At 61.6% G+C, this 23,699-nt stretch carries 16 protein-coding genes, 1 tRNA gene and 1 other RNA gene; 5 read left to right on the forward strand and 13 right to left on the reverse strand.

What is annotated here, in order from left to right:
* From OSA81_10980 to rnpB, 3 genes are all read right to left on the reverse strand, one after another.
* Positions 1–74 (reverse strand) — tRNA-Arg (locus OSA81_10980).
* 335 nt (positions 75–409) lie between these two features.
* Positions 410–961 carry a hypothetical protein gene (locus OSA81_10985; protein MDE0899533.1) on the reverse strand — a complete coding sequence of 184 codons (552 nt, stop codon included), beginning with the start codon at positions 959–961 and terminating at the stop codon, positions 410–412.
* 150 nt (positions 962–1,111) lie between these two features.
* Positions 1,112–1,478: RNase P RNA component class A (rnpB, locus tag OSA81_10990), an RNA gene on the reverse strand.
* A gap of 225 nt (positions 1,479–1,703) precedes the next feature.
* On the opposite strand from rnpB, the gene OSA81_10995 reads away from it, so the two are divergent.
* From OSA81_10995 to OSA81_11010, 4 genes are read left to right on the forward strand one after another with little or no spacing between them, the layout of a single operon-like run.
* Positions 1,704–2,855, forward strand: a complete 1,152-nt coding sequence (locus tag OSA81_10995) for an aminotransferase class V-fold PLP-dependent enzyme (protein MDE0899534.1) — start codon at positions 1,704–1,706, stop codon at positions 2,853–2,855.
* A 10-nt stretch (positions 2,856–2,865) separates the two neighbouring features.
* Positions 2,866–4,197: a sodium-dependent transporter gene (locus OSA81_11000; protein ID MDE0899535.1), complete on the forward strand. Its 1,332-nt coding sequence runs from the start codon at positions 2,866–2,868 to the stop codon at positions 4,195–4,197.
* 30 nt (positions 4,198–4,227) lie between these two features.
* On the forward strand, positions 4,228–4,767 hold the full coding sequence (locus tag OSA81_11005) for a phosphoglycerate mutase family protein (protein MDE0899536.1): 540 nt from the start codon (positions 4,228–4,230) through the stop codon (positions 4,765–4,767).
* 24 nt (positions 4,768–4,791) lie between these two features.
* Positions 4,792–6,231: an NAD(P)/FAD-dependent oxidoreductase gene (locus OSA81_11010; GenBank protein ID MDE0899537.1), complete on the forward strand. Its 1,440-nt coding sequence runs from the start codon at positions 4,792–4,794 to the stop codon at positions 6,229–6,231.
* A 60-nt stretch (positions 6,232–6,291) separates the two neighbouring features.
* Here the strand turns inward: OSA81_11010 and OSA81_11015 are convergent, their stop codons facing one another.
* From OSA81_11015 to OSA81_11035, 5 genes are all read right to left on the reverse strand, one after another.
* Entirely contained in the window at positions 6,292–8,538 is a 2,247-nt protein-coding gene (locus OSA81_11015) for a prolyl oligopeptidase family serine peptidase (GenBank protein ID MDE0899538.1), read from the reverse strand.
* A 293-nt stretch (positions 8,539–8,831) separates the two neighbouring features.
* Positions 8,832–9,854 carry an FAD:protein FMN transferase gene (locus OSA81_11020; GenBank protein MDE0899539.1) on the reverse strand — a complete coding sequence of 341 codons (1,023 nt, stop codon included), beginning with the start codon at positions 9,852–9,854 and terminating at the stop codon, positions 8,832–8,834.
* Complete coding sequence (locus tag OSA81_11025) at positions 9,847–12,003, reverse strand: 4Fe-4S binding protein (protein MDE0899540.1); 2,157 nt, start codon at positions 12,001–12,003, stop codon at positions 9,847–9,849. The genes OSA81_11020 and OSA81_11025 overlap by 8 nt, the downstream gene beginning before the upstream one ends.
* A gap of 452 nt (positions 12,004–12,455) precedes the next feature.
* Positions 12,456–14,045, reverse strand: coding sequence for a M28 family peptidase (locus OSA81_11030; protein MDE0899541.1), 1,590 nt, complete (start codon positions 14,043–14,045; stop codon positions 12,456–12,458).
* Positions 14,046–14,389: 344 nt separating this feature from the next.
* Positions 14,390–15,367, reverse strand: coding sequence for a quinone oxidoreductase (locus OSA81_11035; GenBank protein ID MDE0899542.1), 978 nt, complete (start codon positions 15,365–15,367; stop codon positions 14,390–14,392).
* An 82-nt stretch (positions 15,368–15,449) separates the two neighbouring features.
* On the opposite strand from OSA81_11035, the gene OSA81_11040 reads away from it, so the two are divergent.
* Complete coding sequence (locus OSA81_11040; protein MDE0899543.1) at positions 15,450–17,096, forward strand: M14 family zinc carboxypeptidase; 1,647 nt, start codon at positions 15,450–15,452, stop codon at positions 17,094–17,096.
* 4 nt (positions 17,097–17,100) lie between these two features.
* Here the strand turns inward: OSA81_11040 and OSA81_11045 are convergent, their stop codons facing one another.
* From OSA81_11045 to OSA81_11065, 5 genes are all read right to left on the reverse strand, one after another.
* Positions 17,101–17,784 (reverse strand): hypothetical protein, encoded by a 684-nt coding sequence (locus OSA81_11045; protein MDE0899544.1) that lies wholly within the window; start codon positions 17,782–17,784, stop codon positions 17,101–17,103.
* On the reverse strand, positions 17,784–18,902 hold the full coding sequence (locus OSA81_11050; protein MDE0899545.1) for a hypothetical protein: 1,119 nt from the start codon (positions 18,900–18,902) through the stop codon (positions 17,784–17,786). The genes OSA81_11045 and OSA81_11050 overlap by 1 nt, the downstream gene beginning before the upstream one ends.
* 80 nt (positions 18,903–18,982) lie before the next feature.
* Positions 18,983–20,449 (reverse strand): serine hydrolase, encoded by a 1,467-nt coding sequence (locus tag OSA81_11055; protein ID MDE0899546.1) that lies wholly within the window; start codon positions 20,447–20,449, stop codon positions 18,983–18,985.
* A 448-nt stretch (positions 20,450–20,897) separates the two neighbouring features.
* Positions 20,898–23,009: a M20/M25/M40 family metallo-hydrolase gene (locus tag OSA81_11060; GenBank protein MDE0899547.1), complete on the reverse strand. Its 2,112-nt coding sequence runs from the start codon at positions 23,007–23,009 to the stop codon at positions 20,898–20,900.
* Between the two features lie 113 nt (positions 23,010–23,122).
* Entirely contained in the window at positions 23,123–23,626 is a 504-nt protein-coding gene (locus OSA81_11065) for a hypothetical protein (GenBank protein MDE0899548.1), read from the reverse strand.
* Positions 23,627–23,699: the final 73 nt, after the last annotated feature.

Below are 23,699 nucleotides of genomic sequence, written 5' to 3' on the forward strand. Positions count from 1 at the left end.
TGCGCCCGACAGGATTCGAACCTGTGACCTCGTGCTCCGGAGGCACGCGCTCTATCCAGCTGAGCTACGGGCGCTTTGACGTACTCTTCTCAGAGTTACTGGCTTTTCGACCTCATCGGCCATTGTCCACACTCCGGGGTGTGAACGTTTTGTGCGCATGTTGAGAGGCTCTGTTTCGCCTCTCGAAACTCACCGACCTACAAGACGCGGAGTAACATAGTCCCAGCGTCGGCCTGTTGGTAGGAGGTTTTCAACGTCCCAAACGCTCTCCGTCTCGTGGTTGCCGCAACGTCTGCATCTAACGGGTGATTCCTTTCCGTTGCCCAATTACCCCGGTAGGCGGGCCAAAGACTGTCCTGCTGCGGATCCAGGTTCGCCAATCGGCAGCCTTAATCAACCTCCTGTGAGATCAGCCACCGAGCCGATAGGAAATCCCCGTCTGGAACACGACGGGAATCACCAAGGCTTCAGTGTCGAAGAGGACCGAGCCCCGGACCTTCAAGGGGAACTGGATCTTCCCGCTACCCAGCACGGTGCCCACCGCGACGTTGAGGCTCGGATCGGTAAATCCATCAAAAATGTGGGCTCCGATGGCGATTTCGCCGAACCATGAGTGATTCTCACCCATCCAGAATCGAGTGAAGCCGAGCAGCCGCAGAGCCTTGGCGTCCCCCCTGAGCTTCTCGCCGTCGCGCGTAACGTCATACGCGAGGAGGTGATGGAGACCACCTTCCAGACCCGCCTGAAGGCCGGATCGGCTTTCTCGCCGACCAAACACCACCTGACCGCTAAATGCGTACGAGACCGGGGCTGGGTTGTACACCCCGCTACGAAGCCAGTCCACCGCATCGACCGCCGTATACCCCACATCTCCCGTGACCTCTATCGCTATCTGGCCTGAGACGTCCATGGAGATGCCGAACGAGGCAAGAAGGACTAGGGCCGGCATCAGCTTTCGCACGAGGTGCTCCGTAGAGTTATTGGCGAGACTCAGGAAAGATACGGCGATCTCCACCCGAAATGACGTTGGAAATCCCCTGACCTGCACACGCCGAGCAAGAACTGGAGCACAAAGGTCGGCGCCCGCCGCTGGATTGCGACGGGCGCCGTCAAAATGAGCGCGCGGAATAAGCCGAGTTCTGTCCCCTTTCGGGGGAGGATCATTCATCTAGGGTCGCTGTTGCCAGCGACCTCAAGCAGCCTACCCGGGACTCAGACGGAGCGGGCAACTCCTCGTCCCCTATTTGGCCTTGCTACGAGTGGGGTTTACCGTGCGACCTCTGTTCCCAGCGGCCCGGTGCGCTCTTACCGCACCTTTTCACCCTTGCCTGTGCCGCAAGCGGCCATCGGCGGTCTACTTCTCTGTGGCACTTTCCGTCGCCTCACGACGCCCGGGCGTTACCCGGCACCCTGCCCTGTGGAGCTCGGACTTTCCTCCCGTGGCCGAAGCCACCGGCGATCCTCACTCGCCACGCTCAATAGGAAAACTGACGCCTAAGAGACCGGACAGCCAGACGTAGAGCGTATTCCAGGCCCACCGGAACGAAGCATGGGTCTCGCTCCGACCAGTGGCCTTGGTCTTCAAATGTCCGGGACCCACCAGGCTCCAGCGCAGCCAAGTACGCCTCTGCAGCTGAGGGCACGCTCAAAAAGATGAACAGCCGCCCCTCGCCTCGCCTCCTCAGGCCGCCTATCCTCGCGGCATGACATCCCCCGCCTACGACCTCGATGCGGTGCGCCGGAAGATCCCGATCCTCCGGACGCACATCCCCATGAACAATTGCTCGCAGGCACCTCAATCCGAAACCACGCGGGCCGCAGCCGACGCTTACCTGACCTCGTGGGCAAACGACGGGATGGACTGGGACTCGTGGATAGCGGAAACCGACGCCGCCCGAGCGGAGTTCGCAGCGTTCGTCGGGGCTGATCCGTCCGACGTGGCGGTCGCAACCTCGGTCTCGCAGGCCACTGCAAGCGTCGCAACGGGGTTGGAGTGGTCCAGCGGCCGCGATCGTGTCGTCGCGAGCGGTGGGGAGTTTCCGACGGTGGGACATGTATGGCTCGCTCAGGAGCGTTTGGGTGCGTCCGTCGACTGGGTGCCGGTCCGCGACGGTGCGATGGAACTGGCCGACTACGAGCGCATGATCGACGAGCGCACGCTCGTCGTGTCTGCCTGCCGTGGGTACTACCAGACCGGCTTCAAACAGGACATCTCAGCGATCGCAGAGCTCACGCACGCCAAGGGCGCGCTTCTGTTTGTGGACGCCTACCAGACGATGGGGAGTGAGCGATTCGATGCTCCTGCTTCTGGGGCAGACTTCGTCACCTCCGGAAACCTCAAGTTTCTGATGGGAATCCCGGGCATCGCCTTCCTCTGGATCCGGCCGGGTCTGGCCGAACAGCTCCGACCAACGATTACCGGATGGTTTGGGCGCGAAAATCCCTATGCATTCGATACGCAGACCCTGGACTGGGGCGTCGGAGCCCGCCGGCTCGATACCGGTACGCCACCGATTCTGGAAGCGTACGTAGCGCGGGCTGGCATGCGGTGGCTTCGCGAGATCGGACTCGATGCGATCGGGGAATGGAACGCCACTCTTGGGACCCGATGTGTTGAGGGTGCGGTCGAACGGGGACTGACCGTCCTTGGACCGACCGACCCGGTGAGACGCGCACCGACCACTGCGATCCACTGCGAAGAAAGCCATGCTGTCGAGGCGACATTGCGCAGCCAGAACATCATCGCCTCGGCCAGGGGTCACGCGATCCGACTCGCGCCGCACTTCTACAACACGACCGACGACGTGGACCAAGCACTCGACGCACTGGCGGAAGCCATGAAGACCACATCGTGAGGGCCGCCTGATGACGCCGCGCGAAACCTTCGGTTCCCGCATCGGCGTCCTCGCGACGATGGTCGGTCTGGCGGTCGGTCTCGGGAACGTGTGGCGCTTCCCTTATATGGTCGGGCAGTTCGGGGGCGGCGCCTTCATTCTTCTTTATCTGGGAATCGCCTTTCTAGTCGCGATTCCGGCGCTCATGGGCGAATGGTCGATCGGCCGACACACCCGACTGGGGACACTCGGCGCCTTCGAAGAGATCGGTCTGCCGGGCGGTCGATACTTTGGCTGGCTGCTCGGCGGCATTGCATGGGTAGCTGTCGCATACTATACGAACGCCATCGGTTGGGTGGCCTACCACGCCCTGGCACAAGCCGCGACCGGCATCGGCATGGGTTTCGACGCCTCCGCCATCCTCCCGCCGGAGACCGGCCTTTCACCGAAGTCGATGACATTGCAGATCTTCTTCACTGCTGCGGTGCTCGCGACCCAGGCAGCGGTGATCCTCCGAGGCGTCCGCGCCGGCATTCAGAAAATATCGATGATCGTGACTCCAGTCCTGTTCGGGACGTTGCTCATCATCATCGTTCGATCAGTGACACTCCCCGGCGCGGGGGAAGGGGTCGCGTGGCTGCTCTCTTTCGACTTCTCAGCGCTAACACCGACCGCGGCCATCGCCGCCCTCGGCCAGGTAGTGTTCTCGGTCGGACTCGGCGGGACGCTGATGGTCGTCTATGGCTCGTATCTGGGCGACGAAGTCGACATCAAATCGAACGCGATTTTTACGGTTATCGGGGATACGGGGGCCGGACTGCTCGCGGGACTGGCCATCTTCCCGGCGGTGTTCGCCTTCGGGATGGAGCCCGGGGCCGGGCCGGGGCTGCTCTTCGCGACTTTGCCGCAGGTCTTCGCCCAGTTGCCCTTTGGGTGGGTGTTTGGCTTCCTCTTCTTCGCGGGGCTGTTTGGCGCTGCGCTGCTGTCGGGAATCGCCGCATATGAAGTCATCGTCGCGGGCTTCACCGACCGCCTGGGGTGGACGCGGAAGAAAGCGACCTGGACCGTATACGCCGTGTCGATGGTCCTGGCGCTCCCGCCGATGATCAATCTCGAGATCTTCGTGCCATGGGACCTCACGTTCGGGTCGGGGGGTCAGACGTTCGGCGCTCTGGTTGCGGTGGTCACTGTGGGATGGACCATGAATCGCGGCACGCTGCTCGAGCAGATCGCGGGCGACACGCCCTCGGGGGCGGACCGAGCATTAGTCCACTGGCTGAGGTGGGTGGTCCCAACCGCCGTGATGACTGCAGCCGTGTGGTGGCTCCTTACCGATGTGCTGGGTATCGTCGGGGGCGCCTGATCGGGCCGACATTCCGTTTCCTCACTCTAGATGACTATGCGACTCTCCGTGGGTTTTCTCTCCGCTCGCCTCCTCGTTCTCGTCCTCCTCGCGCTGGCCGGAACGGCGAGCCAAGCGGCAAGCCAGTCCGACGCGACGGTCGTCTATCTGGTCCGCCACTCGGAACGTGCAGAAGACGGATCGGATGATCCGCCCACTTCGGCCGAGGGCCGTGAACGGTCAACCCTGATCGCATCGATGCTCGCGGACGCGGATCTGACCCAAATACACACGACAGATCTCAAGCGCACCCGACAGACGGGCACACCGACGGCAGAAGCTGCGGGAATCGACTTCATGCTCTACGACCCGGGCGACCTCCAGAGCTTCGCAGACGAGCTAAAGGCGACCCCGGGACGACATCTGGTGCTCGGGCACAGCAACACCACGCCGCAGATGGTGACGGCGCTCGGTGGTGATCCGGGTTCGGACATTGAAGAGATGGAGTACGATCGCTTCTATATCGTGACGTTGACGGATGCCGGAGCCAGTACCGTTCTGATTCGCTTCGGCGCTCCGTTCGGCGGCTAGGCTCACCACCTTTGTGAGCGGACGATGAGCCACGACGCGGTTGTCGTCGGTGCGGGTCCCAACGGCCTGGCCGCGGCAATCGAGCTGCAGCGAAATGGCGTCTCGGTCCTCCTGCTCGAAGCGAACCATACTGTCGGAGGTGCGGCCCGAACCGAGGAACTGACCCTTCCTGGCTTCAAACATGACGTGGGCTCCTCCGTGTATCCGCTCGGCATCGGTTCTCCGTTCTTCGCGTCACTCCCCCTGGCTAAGCACGGACTCGAATGGGTCCACCCAGACCTGCCTCTCGCCCATCCACTCGATGGCGGCCGCGCAGCGACGCTGGAGCGAGACCTAGAAAGCACGGCCCGCGCTCTTGGTGGGGACTACGCCGCGTACATGCGATTCGTCGGTGACTTCGTTACGGAGTGGCCGACGTTCATCGAGCATGTGCTGGACCGTCCGACCCGTCTTCCACGGGCCCCTCGTCTCATGGCCCGGTTCGGTGCAGTCGCCCTCTCGTCAACGACGAAAATTGGGCGCCGATTCAAGACGGAAGAAGGCAAAGCCCTGCTGGCTGGGAATGCGGCGCACTCCGGAGTTGAACTGGAAGCAGCGTTCGGAGGGGCCGTGGCTACCACGCTCATGGCCGCCGGCCATGCGGTGGGTTGGCCCTTCCCGAAGGGCGGCGCCGGGGCACTCACATCAGCCCTCGCCTCGTACTTCCTGTCACTCGGCGGAACGGTCGAGACCGGTCGAAGGGTCGCATCGCTCGACGATCTCCCTGGCGCGAAGGCCACGCTGCTCGGTCTGACCAATGGTCAGATTGGGCATCTGGCTTACGACCGGCTTTCTCCCCGAAAGCGAGCCAACCTCGCTGGATGGACGTACGGCCAGGGCGCGTTCAAAGTGGACTGGGCGCTCGACGGTCCGATTCCGTGGGAGAACGCCGACGTGCGCCGGGCGGGCACGGTGCACGTTGGCGGGACATTCGAGGACATAAGAGCAGCCGAATGGGACGTCACCCGCAACAAGATGAACAACCGACCGTTCCTGCTGCTTGCTCAGCACACTGTGTTCGACCCCTCGCGCGCGCCCGAAGGCAAACACACGGTGTGGGCCTACTGTCACGCACCCAGTCGGGCGCAGGGCGAAGCGGGCGAGCGCTTCGTGCTCGAAGCCATGGAAGCTCAGATCGAGCGGTTCGCACCAGGCTTTCGTGACCTCATTCTGGGTCGCGCGGTCCACACCCCGTATCAGTTGGAGACTTGGAATGAGAATCTGCGCGGTGGGGACCCGAACGGGGGCGCGTTGACGATCAACAACGTGCTTAGTCCCGCTCGGCTCAGCCGACGACCCTGGCACCTGCCATTAAAGAATTTTTACCGGTGCTCGGCTTCAGCGCCACCCGGTGGCGGCGTGCATGGCATGGTTGGCTACCACGCCGCACGGGCCGCCCTACGGGACACGTTCGGAGTCCGGTAGCTGCTGCCTGCGTCTACCTGAGTGCGGGTCCGTCGCCCTCTTCAGACACGCCCATTCTCGTCATTCACCCCCGCCCTGCTCCGACACGGGCGCACCACTCACGGCATCGAAGTGTTCTGCAAACCAGTCGAACATCCGCTGCCAGTGATCGTCGAAGTCCTCGGCGCTACTGGAGCGGCCAGCTCCATGACCGCCGGCCGTATAGTGGACCCAGACCACCTCTTTCTCGAGACGACGCATGGCATAGTACATCTCTCGCTGGTTTGTCGCGGGGACGTTCCAGTCGCCTTCGCCGGACAGCATGAGAAGCGGTGTCTCGATGCGGTCGGCGAACATCACGGCCGAGTGGTCAATGTACTTCTGCGGTTGCTCCCAGAGCGACGCGCCGATGCGATCCTGACCGACCTCGGCAGCCGCATAGTTCCGTGTCGTGATTTTGGGTGAGTCCCCGAGGAAGGAAATCATGTTCACCTTCCCGGAGACATTAGCAGCCGCCGCGAAGCGGTTCGTCTGAGTGATCAGCAGGTTAACTGCGTAGCCGCCGTAGCTCTGCCCATAGACGCCGACCTGATCGGCATCGATGAGGCCACGTTCGATCAACGTGTTGATCGCGTTCGGGACCGCCTTTAGCCATGCCTCCCCAGGATACCCTTCCTCGAACTGGACCGACGGACGAAATCCGAACCATCCCTGCGAGGTAATCAGGTTCATGTTCTCGTTGAACCCGTTGTCGAAGAACTGCTCGTACACCTCGGCAACAAGCGGATACTTCTTCGTGGGATCGTAGTCGACCGGGTAGTAGAGGATGCCGTAGAGGGTATTTCCGTCCACGTCGAGATACTCGACGAGCTCCGTCTTCGAGATCGAAACGTCCGCGAGCTGAGGATTGAGCTCGGTGAGACGGGTCGGGCCATCGAACGCATCTCCCATAGCCCAGACATCATCGGGACGATCTCCGTCGGACATCGTGTAGGCGACGGTCGACCCGTCAGCGGAAACGCGCCACCCGCGATACAGATTTGCGTCCAACATCAATGTCTCTATGTCACCTGACTGTACATCGAGTCGCCTGAGTCCCCTCTCCCACCGATCCGCTGCTGAATACGAGAAGTAGATGGAACGCCCATCATCACTCCAGTGAAGGACGCTGCGTCGAGGCCGATCGTCTTCATCCTTCTCGAGCGTGAGCAAGGTCTCCACCTCTCCTGCTCCGACGTTCAGCAGGTGCCAGCCCTTCGACGACGTGAGCAACAGGCGATCACCCGCATTGCTCCACCGATCGACCGAGAAGCTGATCTCGGCGGTATCGCCGGGGATCTCACGGAGGCCCTCGGTCACGTCGATGGCTTCATCCATCTCCAGATCTCGAATGAAGACCGTCCCTTCCTCAGCATAGGCGTAGGCCGACCGATCATCGTTCCATCGAACATCGACTCGTTCCTCGGACGGCTCGACGAGCACGACCGGCTCACCGCCGTTGAGATCAAGTGCGTACAACCCGTAGTCCGTGCCATCACGGCGAGTGTACGAGGTCTTCGTCCGCACGGACGTCGAGTAGGTCATCTGCGACCCATCGAGCGAGAAGCCGACACCCTGCGGGACCACGTCGTCCAGCAGCTGTCGCACCGATCCGTCTTCAAGCGTTACGAGGGCTGTAATCTGTTCGTTCGCGATGTTGCGAACGTCGTCCCACGCCAGGAAATCGTTGCGGGAATCCTGCACGATGACGGGTGCGCTGGTGAGGCCATAGAACGCGTCCCGCGCTCGTTCCGCCCATCCGGCGGCCCTGAGAGTGACGAGTACCGAATTCCCATCGGGCATCCAGGCGATGGGGGAAGACGACGCAATCGCCAGTGAGGTGTCGAGCGAGCGAGTCTCGGCGGCGCCTGTATTCGCATCGTACACGCGGAGATGGAACGCGACACCGTCGTAGGACAGATACGCAAGGCGTTGACCGTCAGGCGACCACGTAAAATCACTGAGTTGAGAAGGCTCTTCGTGCAGCCACGTGCGATCACCGTTTTGTGTGTCGATGACAACGGCGGTGACCAGCGACGGGGCGACGTACGTGGGGTCCCCATACCGCTGGTGATCGACATCTGTCCGGCCGCGCCGCGTCCGAACGGTGACCGCAATACGTCGCCCGTCCTCGCTCATCGCCGCGATCTGCGGGGACCGCACGTCCAGGGCCAGCTCGGTGTTGAAGTGGACGGACTGCTGCGCAGACACTTTTGCCACCGGAGCGGAAGCCCCGACTGCAAGGATGACGAGCAGGCGCGTGATCATCGCTCGGCGGCGGTACGGCATAACGAACTCCTCGATGGTGCTCCCCGCGCTAGATGAGGCGCCGGAATGGGCGAATAATCTAGGCGCCCGCAAGCCGGAGCACATCATGGCACTTCTCGTTCTCCCGCAAGCCATTGAAGGCAATGGTTCACCCGGAGGCACCGATCAGTCCACGACCGATCCTCCATGGACGCCTCGACCCACTCGATCGCCGTGTCATCTTGGCCCTCCTAGGCAGCGACATGTTGAACAAAAACGGCGGCTCCGATCAGGCAAAGAACGCCCAGAATCATGCCGTGTCGTCCCATGCCAGCTTAGACACCCCGCGCGGCGAATCCAGAGCTTACAGTACGCTCGCCCTGCTTGTTCACGAACAGCCCTTCCACATCTTCGCTGGCCTCCACCATCGTCATGCCGTCGGCAGTCCCCATAACGAGGAGCGCTGTGGCATAGGCATCGGCCCCCATCGCGCTTGGATGCAACACACTCACGGATGCCACCTCCTGAGGTGACCGACCAGTCCGCGGATCCACGATGTGGTGATAGGTCCGGTCGTTCGTGAAACTCCGCATGTAGTCACCCGAGGTCGCGAGCGACACTCCGTCGAGTCGCACGACAGTCACAATCCCCTGCTCGTGGTCCGGGTCCTGCACACCGACGGTCCACGGATTTATCCCCGACCCGTCGGCAGTTGCGATGTCTCCGCCCGCATTGACCATCACCCGCTCGGCACCGGCGCGAAGAAGCACGTCTTTGGTGCGATCCACAATGAAGCCCTTCGCGATCCCATCCAGCGTTACGGACATCCCGGGGCGCTCAAACGACATGACATCGTTCTCGATTCGGAACGCTTTGTGATCGACCAACTCGAGTATCCGCTCGACCGAATCGTCCGAAGGCGGGCAGCCGTCCCGCAGGAAGCTGGACTCCACCAATGAGAGAAGGGGCGCGACCGTAACATCAAAGGCGCCTCCACTCCGAACGCTCATAGCCTCCGCGTCGGCCACCACGAGAGTCAACTCGTTGGGCACTCTGTCCAGGCGACCCGTACGGTTGAGAAGACTTACCGGCGTATCGTCACGATGTCGACTTAGGATCGACTCTAGTCGATTCATCTCGGAGAATGCCGAGGCAATCATCGCGCGGGCGCTGGCCTCATCCGGGTGCACGACCGTCAGGGTCACGAGCGTGCCCATCTGCGTCCGCGTCTGACTGACACGGTGCAGGCCGGCTTCTTTCAACAGACTCATGGTCAGTCGACCACCAAACGCGACGGACACCCCTGCCACCGCGACGATCCTGAGCGCATCTCGTCTCGAAACAGTTCGATTAGTCATCGACTGCCTCGGGTGCCGACTCGGCCGTCAGCTGAATGAGTCGCGGTCGAATGACATTCATGTCGTGACGACAGACGCCCGCCTTCTGAATGAGCTGGACCTCACACACGTTGCAGCGCACGCACTCATGGAAGTCGATATCCGGTCCACGAATCGCTCCCGTCGGGCACTTCTGCTCGCAAATCTTGCAGTGCCCGCACTGCTCTACGCGCTCGATCCTCTTGAGTGAGAGCAACGAGAGCACACCGAGCGCCGCTCCGAGGGGGCAAGCATAGCGGCAGTAGAATCTCGGAATTACAACCGACGCAGCGAGAAACACGGCTGCAATCGTCCACAATAGCACATCGCTGCTGCGAAAGAACACCGTGCCGAAAGGCTCAAAATACTGATAAAGGCTCACGCGACTGCCCGCGAGAGCGGGTAACACGATGACGGCCAACACCACGTACTTCGCGTAGACCGCCTTGTCGTGGATCGCTTGTGTCAGCGGGCGCTTGAGAGACTTCGGCACGAACCTGTCAATGAAATCCTGCAGGGCACCGAACGGGCAGAGGAATCCGCAAAAAACGCGACCCCAGACAAGCGTCGTGATCAGTGTGAAGGCGACAATGAGCAGCAGTGGGATGTCACGCAGGTAGACACCCACACCTGCCCAGATACCGCTCGTAATGTGTGACACCGACAAGAAGCCACCGTCTCCGAAGCCGAGCCCGAACAGGGTGACCGTGAGGGCAACCCAGCGGAGGGATGGGATCTTCGTCGCGAACGCGACCGTCCCGAGTGCGAGGACCAGAAGCATCAACGCGACCCGAGGCCATGACGTGCCGGCGAGGGTTCGCTCCAGCAACGTCTCGTCCTCCGTCAGTACGAAATCGAGGTCGGCGGCCTGAGCGTCGTTCAGGTTCCTGGCCGGTATCACAGCGGCCGCCTCTCCGTCCCCGATCTCTCCGTCGGCAGCACCTGTCTCACCCGCCGCAGCTCCCGGGACCGAGTCGAGCACCTCCGCATCGGCAGCCACCTCGCCAGTCGCCTCTTCCGCCACCTCTGCAGTCGCCTCTTCCGCCACCTCGACCTCGTCCGGACCAGGAGTCTCAGAAGCGCGGTCAGCCGAGGCCCGTTCCTCAGCTGCCGCAAGCGACGCCTCCTCTGCAGCAAGGAGACGGGCCTCCTGGCTGACATACTCGATATTGTGAGTGCCCAGATCGCCGAGGTCATAGATGAGCGTAAAAGGCCTCGACATGTCCACCGCGCCGTCGACCAGCATGATGCCCACCATGGTCGCCTCACCGGAAACGATCCCCCCTGAAGGCAGTCCCATGCTCACTACATTGCGTGAGTCGACCTCTGTAACCTCACCTTCCTGCTCGACGGTCCACCCCTGTTGACGGAACAGACGGAGCCGTGATCCATCGACCGCGTAGAGGAGGAGATTTTCTCCTCCACCGCGACGCTCAGCCGAACGCAGAGCGCGCTCATAGAGCTGCGGGCCAAAATAGTACTCACCGAGACGATCATTTGAGATATGAGCGAGTGAGATCCCGGCGGTCCCTTCTCCGGGCTCGGTAACCACAAAGCGCTCGACAAAACCTCTTTGACGAAGCTCGAACCACGACAACCCCACCGGGTCGACGATGCCCGACTCCGTCGAGAGGTCGGGAACGCCTCCATATGCGGCGGCGACCCGGCGTGCAGAATCACGGACTCCTCTCGAGAGGGCCCGCACCGAAATTGATACACGGGAAATCCCCTCGATGTCGCCCCAGAGCTGGAATGGGTCACCGATGTGTTTGCCGGCATACTGCTCCTGGAAGCCGGGAGTCCGAAGAAAATCGCCCATGCTGCTCATGTACGATTCCTGATAATCAATGACCCGCATTCCAGTCAGCGTCCCGTCCGGCAGGATGCCTACCAGAGCTTCGATAGGCCCACTGTACCCGAACTGCTCGGGAGGGAGATCCGACGTCAGGAAGACGTATCCGTGCACGACCTCGGTGGCCTCAGACGTGCTGTGATAGCCGGTAAGAACGGGTGGATCGCCTGCGACCTCGGAGAAGCGATCAGCCCCGGGCATGACGGTGCGCACCAACGACTCGCGGACACCCCGTACACGTTGGCCAGACACCGTCACAGCGCTGGCCACGAGCAGCATTGTTGTGGCTCCTGCGATCAGACAGGAGCGCAGGCACAGGGTTCGGAAGTCCGTCATGCCGCGAGCATAGGTGGCCTTCCGGATCTCGGCAAACCGGTCGGCCAGACCTCCCCGACAACTCTACCGAATCGCACTCCGCCGAGAACGAGTCGGACACCACCATTGGCGGTCACGGCACGTACCGTCACTCCGTCATCACCTAGCGTGGTACCGGGCCACTTTCTGGTCCGATCCTGGATCGTGACGCCACGATCCTGCACTCGCGGCGCCTATCGAGATGCATGAACGAATCGACTTCATACTGGTGCGCGATTCCGCTGGAGCTGGGTCGGACGATTTGAATCATCGATACTTCAGGGCTGAGGTCATCGGTGAAAAGGGGGGGCACCGCGCCCGGCACCCCCCCTTCACTGTTTCCTCATCCGGCGTTCAGACCCGAGTGGTCTTCCAGATCAGTTCCCGTAGGCGCGTCGCGACGGACGACACTGTGGCCATGTACCAGGCTGACCCGTTCGGGGATTAACCGGAAGTAGCCGCGTGTCACGTGGGACGCGATCAGGATCCTCAGACGCCATATACGCGGTCATGGCTGCGAGTGTCGCGTTATGACGCAAATCGTCGAAGATCAGCTTGTCAAACGTGTCGATGTTCGTGTGCCACGTGTACTGGCGGTAGTCAGGATAGTTCGACTGGAAGCGGAACACGGGAATGGGGATGCACGTGAAAGCCATGTGATCACTGCCACCCCCAGGGCTCCGCCCGGCTCTACCGGGCAGCGGGATCCCCTCCGGGACACTCGGCGCATCGAGCTCGACCTGGTCGGTGATCTCGTTCGGCATCGACGAGAACCACCGTGCGAAGTGCGCACCGGCTCCAAGGAATCCCTGCATCCGAATGAAGTCGACTCTCCAGGTACCGTTGTCCTGGTTGAACCCAACCTGCATTCCATCCACCACTTCGGGGTGGTCTTCGCGGAAGGCCGTCGACCCGAGGAGTCCCTGCTCCTCCCCGCCCCAGTGACCCACGATGATCGATCGCCGCGGGTTCGGATACGTCGCCTGCAGGATACGCATCGCCTCCATCATCATGATGGTGCCGGTGCCGTTGTCCGTGGCGCCGGACGCGCCGTCCCATGAATCAAGATGGGCGCTCAACATCACGTATTCGTCAGGCAGTTCTGTACCGCGGATCATGCCGACGATGTTGAACGCTGGGCGATCCCCAGTGAATTCAGACTGCGCGTCCATTCGGACACGAGGCGCTTGGCCGCGCTCGGCCATACGAGCGAGTAGTCCGTAATCCTCACAGCTGAGGTGAGCCGTGGGTATCCGCGTCGTGTTCGCGGAGAAAATCTTGTCCGCACCCCAGGCATTGGACCAGCGTGACGTGAACAGTGCGACAGCGCCCGCCTCTTCGAGCCGAGCCTCGAGTCCGTCACCGATCGCACGAATCGACTGACCCCATGCACTCTGAGCCGCAGCACGCTCTTCCTGCATCCGCGCCCACGATGATTCCGTCGCGTGCTCAACCCAAGACTCGGGAGCTCGGCAGGTCGGCTGAGCAAACGAGATCGCCACCATCTTCCCGCGGGCCTGGGGGAGCCAGGCCTCAAACTCCGCTTCGTTGTTGAAGCGGGGGAGAATGACGACATCCGCGTCGACAGGTCCCTCCGTGCCGGGGCTCCAGGCCATGATCATGCCGGAAAGAGATCGGACTCGAGGCGAGATCAGGTCGATATGAGAGTAGCCTCGCTCCCAGCCACGCCAAGACCCCCACACCTCTTTCTCAACATCGATGCCCCAGTCGGCGTACTTCGACATTACCCAATCTCCGGCACGGTCGAAGCCGGTCGAGCCAAGCAGCCGGGGGCCGATCGAGTCGAGGAGCGCCTGCGCCAGATCAAAGATCTGCGAACCATCTTCCATCCCCTCCTGCCACATGCCACGGATCACTGGGTCATCCGTGGGGAATGTCTGAGCCTCGAGAGGCTGAGTCGTCAGGAGTATCGAAAGCCCCAGCGTCGCGAACCACGTCTTCTTCATGTTGCCCCCTGGTGCAGAAAATCGACGGTTAATCGGCAGGCCGGTTCAGGCCCCGGTGCGAAATCTACCCCGAATCGCCCGACTCGGTTTCCCTCTCCAGATCGACACCCAATCGACCCCCGACGCTGATGATCCTCATCGGCCGTGTTGCCGGTGAACCAGCCATGGAGGAGGACTTCCACATAGATCGGGGGCCAGGAGAGCGCCCCATGGTCATGGCGACGAGGGGGGCTCTCAGCAGCGTGGCTAAGGCTGATATAACAGCTTAAGAAACTGGGGGGTGACGGCACGGCGCGCGACGCCATGGGACGCACGAATCCATTACGGCGAAACGATGCTAGGGGTCAAGGAACGAGAATAGTCGAGCCGACCGTCTCTCTTGCTTCGAGGGCCCGGTGCGCGTCTGGCACGTCAGCCAGGTCGTAGCGGCCACCGATATGTGGTCGGATGTGCCCGTCCAAGATCATGCCGAAGAGTGCACCAATACCCTCCATCGTGTCCTCGGGCGTGGCGTAGTAGTCGCCCACCCTGGGCCGAGTCAGAAACAGGGATCCGTTCTTCGCGAGCACGAGTGGTGACATCGGCCCGACTGGCCCTGAGGCATTCCCGAAGGTGACCATCATCCCCCGGGGTGCCAGTGAGAGAATCGAGGGCTCGAAGGTGCTCGCACCGACCGAGTCGTAGGCGACGGCACACATCTCCCCATCTGTGATCTCGCGAACCTTCTCTGGGATATTCTCATCGCGATAGAGAATGACATGGTCACACCCATTCGCCCGCGCGATCTCGCCTTTCTCGGCCGTGCCTACCGTCCCAATCACGTTGGCGCCCAGTGCGCGGAGCCACTGACAAGCGATCAGCCCAACCCCGCCGGCCGCGGCCGTAAGCAACACATTGTCACCCGGCTGAACCGCGTAGGTTCGGCGAACCAAGTACTCGACAGTACAGCCCTTCACCATCACTGCTGCGGCCACCTCGTCACTGATGGCATCCGGAACGGGAACGAGCCGTGTAGCCGGCAGCACGCGTCGCTCGCAGTACGAGCCGATGGGCCCGTTGCTGGTGTAGCACACACGATCTCCAATGGAGACATCCGCGACGCCACCACCCACCGCTTCGACGACCCCAACACCCTCAGACCCTGGAGTGAACGGCGCCGCCACCGGGTACAGTCCCGTCCGGTGGTAGACGTCGATGAAGTTCAGACCTATGGCTGTGTGGCGGACAAGGACTTCGCCCTCATCAGGGGCGCCCGGGTCCTGCTCCACCCACTCCATGACTTCTGGACCACCCACTTCCTGAACGACAATCGCACGACTCACAGAACTCTCCTAGTTGAACAACGAGGGGGGATCAATCTATCCTCCCTGCCCACGAGCAGAAATCACGAATACGGAGAACCCAATGCGCGTAACACATCGACTTCTCTCGCTCTTAGCAATCGGAGCGCTCTTCACCGCAGTAGCCCTGGCGAAACCGACCAGCGCCGCCTCACAGGTGAACTGGGACCCGGTAGCTGACGGGTACCCCCAAACCGCTGCGGAAGAGAACGGGTTCAGCGCTCATACTCGTCACCTGGAGATGTGGGACTACCTTGAGGAGCTTCGCGAGGTCAGCTCGGACATGCGCCTCGGGACGTACGGGCAGACCCGGGAAGGTCGAGACCTCGCCTACGCGGTCTTCAGCCGTCCGCTGGTCGTAGAACCGTGGGAGGCGATGGCGCTCGGGAAGCCGATCGTTCTCTTCGCCGCCAATGTCCACGGAGGCGAGCGGACGTTCCGTGAAGGGCTGATGATCCTGATGCGGGACCTCGCGACGCCCGGAACCGACGCCAACGCGATGCTTGATCAGGTCACAGTGGTTGTCGCGCCTCAGATTAATCCAGATGGCTTCGAAGCCACCGTGCGGGGTCAGCGCGGAAACTCATGGGGCATAGACCTGAATCGCGACTACGTGAAGCTTGAGCATCCGACCATCCAGAACTACGTCCAGAATCTGATCGGCGCTTGGCGTCCGCATCTGTTAATTGATGGACACAACGGAGGTGCCCGGCCCTACAACCTCAATTACCAGTGCACGAGTCATTACGATTCAGCCATCGAACTGACACTCGCCTGTGACGACCACATCTTCCCGGCGATCGACGCGAAGCTGGAATCGGAAGGCCTCAGGGCGTGGTACTACTCGGGCGGGGATGAAGAAGAGTGGAATACCGGCGGCTCTCAGGTCAGGATCGGCCGGAACTACGGTGGCATGATTAACGGAGTCGCAATCCTCTTCGAGGCTCCCCAGCAGGAGCTCGAGGTCGGAGCGCGCGCGGGATACCTCGGCTATTACGCGACGTTGGAATGGGTGGCTCAGAACGGAGAGCAGCTCGTGAATACAGTCAACACTGCCCGAGCTGAGACGATCGCGATGGGGGCCGCGCCGAGCGGAAAAATTGCAGTCGCAATGGAGTACGCCGCAGAGGGCTACCCGGTCGATTACACCATCGTGCGGGGAGGAGGCTTCAACGCAGAACCCGGCGAGACCGTCGACACGATCGAGGTGACTGGGGCACGGCTCATGAAGAAGCCAGTCGCGATCCAGCTGCGCGACCGACCTTGGGCCTACCTGCTGCCGCGAGACGCTGAAGACGCGGTTGCTCTGCTGCTTCGCCACGGAATCACGGTCGAACGGCTCATCGAACCCGTGTCACTAGAGGTTCAGGCCTACACGGTCGAAGACGTCACCCACGAGCGGCAGTACAACCACTCGGCAGTGACCCGCATTCAGGTCGGAGAAGTCGTCACCCAGACTCGTGATTTCCCAACAGGTACCTACGTCGTGCCGACCGCCCAGAACCTTGGTCGCCTCGTGACCCACATGCTCGAAGTCGAGACCGAGGACAACGTCGTATACTGGAACACCATGGATGCTTGGGTGCCCAGGCCTGGTGCGCCGCAGGCGGGTAGAGGTCGCGGCAACGCGAACGCCGGGCCACCCTTGTCCCCGATCTTCAAGCTGATGCTGCCGGCGAATCTGAAGGCGTCGATGGTCGAAGCCCGCTAAGCCCTCAGCGGGCAGTCACCCGACATTCTGCGAAGCTGATACAGCGCATCGCGAAGCTGCGTCGGTCCTCGGGCGGGATCCCGAGGATCGACAAAGCTTCGATCAGTTCTCGCACAGAGATCTCTTCCGCTGGCTCGAACTGAACGAGCGCCACCCAAAAGGGGATCACCTCGTTCGGTGCTCGGAACTCGTACTTGTAGATCCAATCGAGCGCGTCCATCTCCCGAGTCAGTGTCGTATGATCGAGCTGGTCGCGCGGCCCAACGCCCATAGGTAGTTCGAGGATTTCGAACGAGAGGGCGTGATTGTCCCTCCAGCGGCTCAGCGCACGATCGATGTCTTCAAAGGATGCCTGCAGACGCAGAAGCTGCTGGGCATACTCAGCCAGAAGTGCATTGTTGTGCTTCACGCCTTTTCCCAGAGCGATCTCCATGTGCTCCGTGTATGCGTCGGCGTCCCCGGCTTGAAGCGCTTCCATCGCGAGCAGGTACTCCGTGTCGGCTTCGGCCGGATTGAGCGCGGCGACCACCTCAGCCATCTGGGTCCACTCAGCAGACCCTTGGTCGATCACCGCGCTCGACCTCGCGACCAAAAACTCACGCGCGCCGAGCGCGAGCGCGAGCACATAGATGACGATCAGCATCCGGAAGCGGCGATGCCACGATGCGGCGTCCGGAGCCAGTGCCATCAGAGCCCCTTCTGCGTCTGCTTGTCCGAAACCTTCCAGATGAACGAGTCCATGTAGTAGTGCATCAACCCGTACACGTAGATCATCATCTGCGAGAACAGCGCGTAACTGCTCGAATAGTCCAGTGCCGGGATTCCGAACGCAGCGATCGCCGGGTACGGCGCGAAATTCACGACCCCGAATCCGAACTCATCCAGCGGTCGATTGATGAGAAGCTGGAACACTACCGCGTACGCGATTCCTCCGACAAGGAACCAGCGCAGGTGACCCGGACCGACCAGCCTGCTCCAGAAGCCAGTGCGGAACGTACCCTTGTCCTGACTCTTCCTCATGAACGAATAGACCATCACGATGTACTGAACGCCGTGCATCAAACGGTGGGCGACCGCGTATAGCAGGATGGAGTTCGTGTTCCACGCGACGAAGTACCAAAGGAAATAGCTCGCTCCGATGAATGCGTACTTCACGGGGTTGATGATCGCCCCATCCTGAACTGTCCGGTACAGGTGGTACGCGTAGAAAATCAGGTAGCCGACCACGACGACCTGACTGAACACCAACAAACCACTCACGAAGTCGACCGACAGCGGAACCCGCATCCGATGCAGTTCGCGGATCCACAGGAACCTGAACATCGGGGCATTCAGGAACATGAATGCATAGAGAACGCAGTGAAGTCCGAGGTCCACGCGCCGCGTGTGTTTCAGCCCCGCCCCTGCTTTGAAATCGTATATCCGTGCCAGGCCGTGCTGCTGCATGATGCTGTGCTGGTGGTCCCAAGCAGTCACCAGCAGAAGCAGCGTGATGGGTGCGAATTGCAGGCCCATGATCGTGAAGCCGATGATCGCGATCGGCCCGATGATCAGCCGGTCCTTGAAACGCTCCCAAACGTCCGGCATACCGTAGGACCGCACCCAGCCCGCGTAGTGATGCGGAATGGTGATCCACAAATTGATGGACGCGACGGCGACGTAGGGTAGCCATGCCTGAAAACCAAGCGCGAGCGCAACCGCGAAGAACGGCAGGCCGAGAAACCAGACCAGGTCTGCTTTCGGACTGAGGATGTAGCCGGTCTTGAACATCGAGGAGGGATTCGAGGCGACCCGGGGCTCAGCCACGGAGATCCAGGAAAATAACGACCCGGAGGGTCGAAGGGACTACCCAGGACCGCATGCTGCCCATGACCTCGGCCGGTGGCCTAGTCTCTGTCCTGATCCGACACCCGACTGAACGCCTTCAGCACCTCACGCGTGAGGTCCCAGCGATTGAAGCCCTGGCGGCCGTAGTCGAGGCCACGACGAACGATGACTAGGTCGTGCGACGGCACAACAACGACATACTGGCCTCGATTTCCAGCGGTGGAATAAGCGTCAGCCGGGATGTCGTCCCGGGTATTCGGCACCAGCCACCATTGCCCTCCGTAATGTTCGCCAGTTTCCGCGGTGGCCGGCGCAGGCGTGCGGACGAAGTCGATCCACTCTTCCGAAATCAGTCGCTCGCCATTCCACGTACCGCCATTCAGGTATAGCAAGCCAAAACGTGCAAGGTCACGGGCGTTCGTGTAGACCTGACTGCTGAGAATGAAATCGCCAAAACGGTCAGCGCTGAGAAGTGTGTTCCGCATGCCGATCTTGTCGAGGAGCCGTCGACGCGGGAATTCCAGGTACGCCTGGTCGTCGCCCAAAGCCAGCTTCATGGCGTACACGCCGAGTAGAGTGTCGTAGTTCTCGTAGTCCCAGAAGGTCCCCGGCTCACGAATCAGCGCACGACTCCGAGCCCCCGTAATCGAACTCGCTCCCGCCCAGTAAGACATTCCCGAACCCGTCGCGTACTCGAGACCGCCATTGTCGATCGTCTCGAGCCCGCTGGACATGTTGAGCACGTTGCGAAGCGTGATTTCGTTCCGGGGGTCTGACTCCACAGCCCGGCCGCCGGGCAACCATGCGATTCCAAGAGGCTCGTCGAGGGACATCCTGCCTTCGTCTACCATCATCCCGATGAGCGTCCCTGCGATGCTCTTCGCCGTTGACCAAGTCCGAGTCTTGGTCGTCACCTCGACGCCCGGAGCGTAACGTTCATGCAGAATCTTTCCCTGATGTACCACCATTAGGCTCAGGGTGACCTGCTCAGGAGACTCACGCTCGAACGCCCACTCGGAAGCAGCATCGAGCGCCGCCGCATCGACGCCCGTCGGGAGAGATACCTCCTCCACCAGGTCACCATCGGGCCACGAGATCGACGCGGGGTCGCCGGGCACCAGAGCCATCACGAGTTCGGGCAGGGTCTCTATGTCTTCAAACGTCTGATCTGGAGCCATCACTACGCATCCGATTCCCTCGCGATAGGCCGCTCGCATCGTCGGCGTACCACCGGCTGCTCCGATTGCGACCGCCTGTCGCTCCCAGTCCACGTCGTAGTCTCCCCCCTGAGGAGATCCGACCGGCTGTGCGAGAAACGCGAGCTCTTGGTCGAAAACCTGCTCAAGCGACCGCTCCCCGGTGAACAATCCATTGCACATGAAAACCGCCTGCTGACCGTGGCGAATCATGTCGCGCTGCGGTCGCCAGTAGTCGTAGCTGTCTTCCTGCTGGCCGGCGATCGGAGTGGTGAGGACCGCCAAAGAGGCAAGTGTCAGCAAGTATGGAGTGTGGCTGCGGTATTTCATAAAATACGGCCCGTAAGGCGATACGACATGGGGAGGAACAGCCAACCTATGCGCCCCTTCCAAGCCTGGCCACGACCGAACTCGCTGCGTTCACGGAAGCGTAACGCCAGCTGGACATCGAGATACAGTTCCAGTCGGGGTTGTGAGCGTAGTCGCGAAGTCCACCGACCCGAGCCCTCAGATATCACGGTGGGGCAGCCTTGACGTGCTACGTGAACGCCACCTGGCCCCGGTAGCGTTCATGTCTCCGAAGGGAGGGGCTGGAAAAGAATCTTCGCCAAATTCAGCCAAGGCGAAAATCGACAACGCCGGCGATATCAATCGACGGGACCTGGCCTCACTTTTTACAAACTGACGGTTGAGGGCTAGGGGTGGACGTATCGGAGTAGCCAGTGCCATCGCAAGGGTTCCACATTCTGGTTCACGCCGCTCACGAGCTGATCGGTCGTTACCGCTCGCCAGCCATCGCGACGGCTCGGATCAAATCACTCAGCCGCGCTAGATCGCGCAGATCCAGCACCTCCCCAGGCGAGTGGCTATAGCGCCCGGGCCATGAGAGGCCCTGGTTTGGGGCCCCCCAGAACGTGAACCGAGTGCCGTCGGTGCCGCCCTGAGTCAGTCCCATCTGAATCGTGATCCCGGCCTCCCGGGCCGCTCCGAGCACTCGATCGCGCTCACGATCCGGTGAAACACCCGAATTCTCGGTTGCCCGAAGCACGGGTCCGTTCCCGAGCGGCGCAAAGGCAAAGTGGGGAGACTCGAGGGGGGTATCCGACGATACGAACGTATCGATCGAATAAATACGTCGGGTCGAGGTGGCGAAGCGCCGCGCCATCGCCGATGCGCCGACGAGGCCGCCCTCTTCGTGCACGGACCACGCGAAAATCACCTTGCCCGGCAGCGCCTCCGGATCGATCGCATTGATCGCGGTGAGCAGCGCCGTCGTCCCAGCACGATCGTCCAAGGCCCGCGCCACATAACGACTCCGACCCATCCGGAGTCCTTTCTTGTAGCTAGTCACGGACGAGCCTTCAGAGACACCGCGCGCCTCCAACTCAGCTCGGGTCAGACCGAACCAGGCCTGTTCCGGAGGAGGATTCTTTTCATCCGCCTGATCGCGTGTACGAAACACGCCCCGCAACGGCTCTTTGGCCTCGGCCTGAAGTGACTCCGTTTTCCAATGTCCGTCGATGTCGTCCCCGCGAGCGAACCGTGTGCTGGGTGCAGCCGGTGGACCGAAGTGCAGCAGTGCGGTCTGGCCCTCCCATGCCGAAGAAACAGCGCCACCGAGGCGGTTGAGAGAGACGACACCGTCCTCGTCAATCGATTCCACTTCGTAGCCGACCTCGTCCATGTGAGCCATGAACACCGTCGTGTCTCGGTCAGGACCAGCGGCAACCCAGATGTTGCCGATATCATCGACGACAGCACGGTCACGAGCCCAATCGGGTAGCCCTTCTAGGACGTACCTGCGCACCGACCACTCATGGCCCGGCGTACCGTAGAGCTCGACCAGATCTGTTAGCATGCCGGCCAGCTGGGAATGGACTGGATCCATGTGGGCCGTTCGAAGGGGAGCGGGAGCCGGCGCAGCCACCCAGCGCCCCGGGGCCGTAACACCCAAAGCCGTCGCGGCCGCCTCCAGCACCGATAGTGCCTCCACATCGCCCAGGACCTCCATATGGGCACCAGCAGACTTCACCGCTGGCTCAATCCACGCGACTGAGGTAACGCCTGCGCGATCCAGCACCTCAGCCATCGACCCGAACGCAACAGGTGCCCGTACCTCTCGGCTCCCGCTGCCGCCTGGGGCTAAAATCACGACGTCGTCAAAATTTCCGCCGCGCGCGATGTAAGATGACAGCCCGACCCATCCAAAACCCTCCTGAGCGCTAAGAATGAAGTGTGTCTCACCCTCTGGCATCGTACCGGCAAGGGTCGCGACCGCCGCACAGCCGGCTCGGCGGCCTGCATCGGGGCCTGCGACCGCACCCTCCATGACCCAAGCCGGGAGTTCCCGCACGATGGGATCAAGGAGCCCGATCCCCAAAGCCCGGACATCAGCGGCTGAGGTAGCACCAACATCTACCCACAGATCATCGGCAGATACGACCGCCGTCTCATCTCGATGCTGCGCTCCAAAGTGTCCGTTGCTCCGAGCAACCACGCCAGCCACCGGACCAGAGCGAGTCAGTATGCGCACCGGCTGGGCTTCGAAGGCTTGGTCCCAAAGCGGATGGCTCGACCCTCGGCCGATCCGGTGTGTGCGCAGATATCCGTCCTCGGTGATCTGACTGGCGGAGAGGGCGGGGCGATCCAGCGCACAGGCGACAATCCGGCGGGGCCCGCCTGAACCCACAACTCGTGCAATATTACCCCACTGGTCAGCTTCCCAGCCTGGCATCTGAGTCCCGACAGGTGGCGAGAGTCTTGTCTCATAGCCGGTCACCACGTCCAACGTGACCCATGAGGCGATCGCCTCTAGGTCGTCAGGAGCCTGGGCGGCGGCGTTTCCGGACAGAACAGCAATAAGCGTAACGACCAGCGTCGATCGAATCATCGTGGAAGCTTCCTCATTGGAAGAGGGCGGCAGCGACCTCGTCGCCCCCGCCCTCTCCTTCACAATTGGATAGAACATACTCCGCCCGAAGGCGGATCTGAGCCGGTCCCGTACTAGTGGATTCGGCGATACGTCGCGTGGCTGACACCCGTGATCTTTCCGTCCGCATCCATGCGGACGTACTCGTTCTCGATGGTGTTCCCATCTTCGGACAGCATGTTGATAATGACCTGTGTTACGCGGCCACCCCGCTTGTTAATGATGCGCGTGGTGGTCTCGTTGACCCACTCGACCGCGGTCTCAGCATTGTCCTGGCCACCAACCGCACGAAAATCACCGTCGAACATGGTGTTGTAGCCCCACTCATTGTCTTCACCACCTGCATTGGTGGATGCCACCGTGATGGCCATTCCGTCGCCATTCCAGGCCTCATACGTCATGATATTGATCGACGGCGGCGGGTTGTCGGAGTCCATCTGCCAACGGCCGAAGCGTGTGCTCGGGTCTGCGTCTACAGCTTCCGGCGCTGCGTCCGGCGCGGGTGCCTCCGTGCAGGCCGACATGGTCAGGCCAAGGGCGAAGGTTGCGAGTCCGAGAATCAAATTCCGTTTAATCATGTTGGATACCACTCCATACGATGTGCGAAAGTTTTCGGCGCAAAAGAAAAAGCAGGGTCAGTTCCCCGGCAGC

The sequence above is a fragment of the Longimicrobiales bacterium genome, from assembly GCA_028823235.1.
Classification (GTDB): domain Bacteria; phylum Gemmatimonadota; class Gemmatimonadetes; order Longimicrobiales; family Gaopeijiaceae; genus UBA2589.

Excerpts from the sequence above, each read along its gene's own strand:
- OSA81_10995 (MDE0899534.1), top strand. The coding sequence starts at position 1,704 with ATGACATCCCCCGCCTACGACCTCGATGCGGTGCGCCGGAAGATCCCG.
- OSA81_11000 (MDE0899535.1), top strand. The coding sequence starts at position 2,866 with ATGACGCCGCGCGAAACCTTCGGTTCCCGCATCGGCGTCCTCGCGACG.
- OSA81_11005 (MDE0899536.1), top strand. The coding sequence starts at position 4,228 with ATGACTATGCGACTCTCCGTGGGTTTTCTCTCCGCTCGCCTCCTCGTT.
- OSA81_11010 (MDE0899537.1), top strand. The coding sequence starts at position 4,792 with ATGAGCCACGACGCGGTTGTCGTCGGTGCGGGTCCCAACGGCCTGGCC.
- OSA81_11015 (MDE0899538.1), bottom strand. The coding sequence starts at position 8,538 with ATGCCGTACCGCCGCCGAGCGATGATCACGCGCCTGCTCGTCATCCTT.
- OSA81_11020 (MDE0899539.1), bottom strand. The coding sequence starts at position 9,854 with ATGACTAATCGAACTGTTTCGAGACGAGATGCGCTCAGGATCGTCGCG.
- OSA81_11025 (MDE0899540.1), bottom strand. The coding sequence starts at position 12,003 with ATGCTGCTCGTGGCCAGCGCTGTGACGGTGTCTGGCCAACGTGTACGG.
- OSA81_11030 (MDE0899541.1), bottom strand. The coding sequence starts at position 14,045 with ATGAAGAAGACGTGGTTCGCGACGCTGGGGCTTTCGATACTCCTGACG.
- OSA81_11040 (MDE0899543.1), top strand. The coding sequence starts at position 15,450 with ATGCGCGTAACACATCGACTTCTCTCGCTCTTAGCAATCGGAGCGCTC.
- OSA81_11045 (MDE0899544.1), bottom strand. The coding sequence starts at position 17,784 with ATGGCACTGGCTCCGGACGCCGCATCGTGGCATCGCCGCTTCCGGATG.
- OSA81_11055 (MDE0899546.1), bottom strand. The coding sequence starts at position 20,449 with ATGAAATACCGCAGCCACACTCCATACTTGCTGACACTTGCCTCTTTG.
- OSA81_11060 (MDE0899547.1), bottom strand. The coding sequence starts at position 23,009 with ATGATTCGATCGACGCTGGTCGTTACGCTTATTGCTGTTCTGTCCGGA.
- OSA81_11065 (MDE0899548.1), bottom strand. The coding sequence starts at position 23,626 with ATGATTAAACGGAATTTGATTCTCGGACTCGCAACCTTCGCCCTTGGC.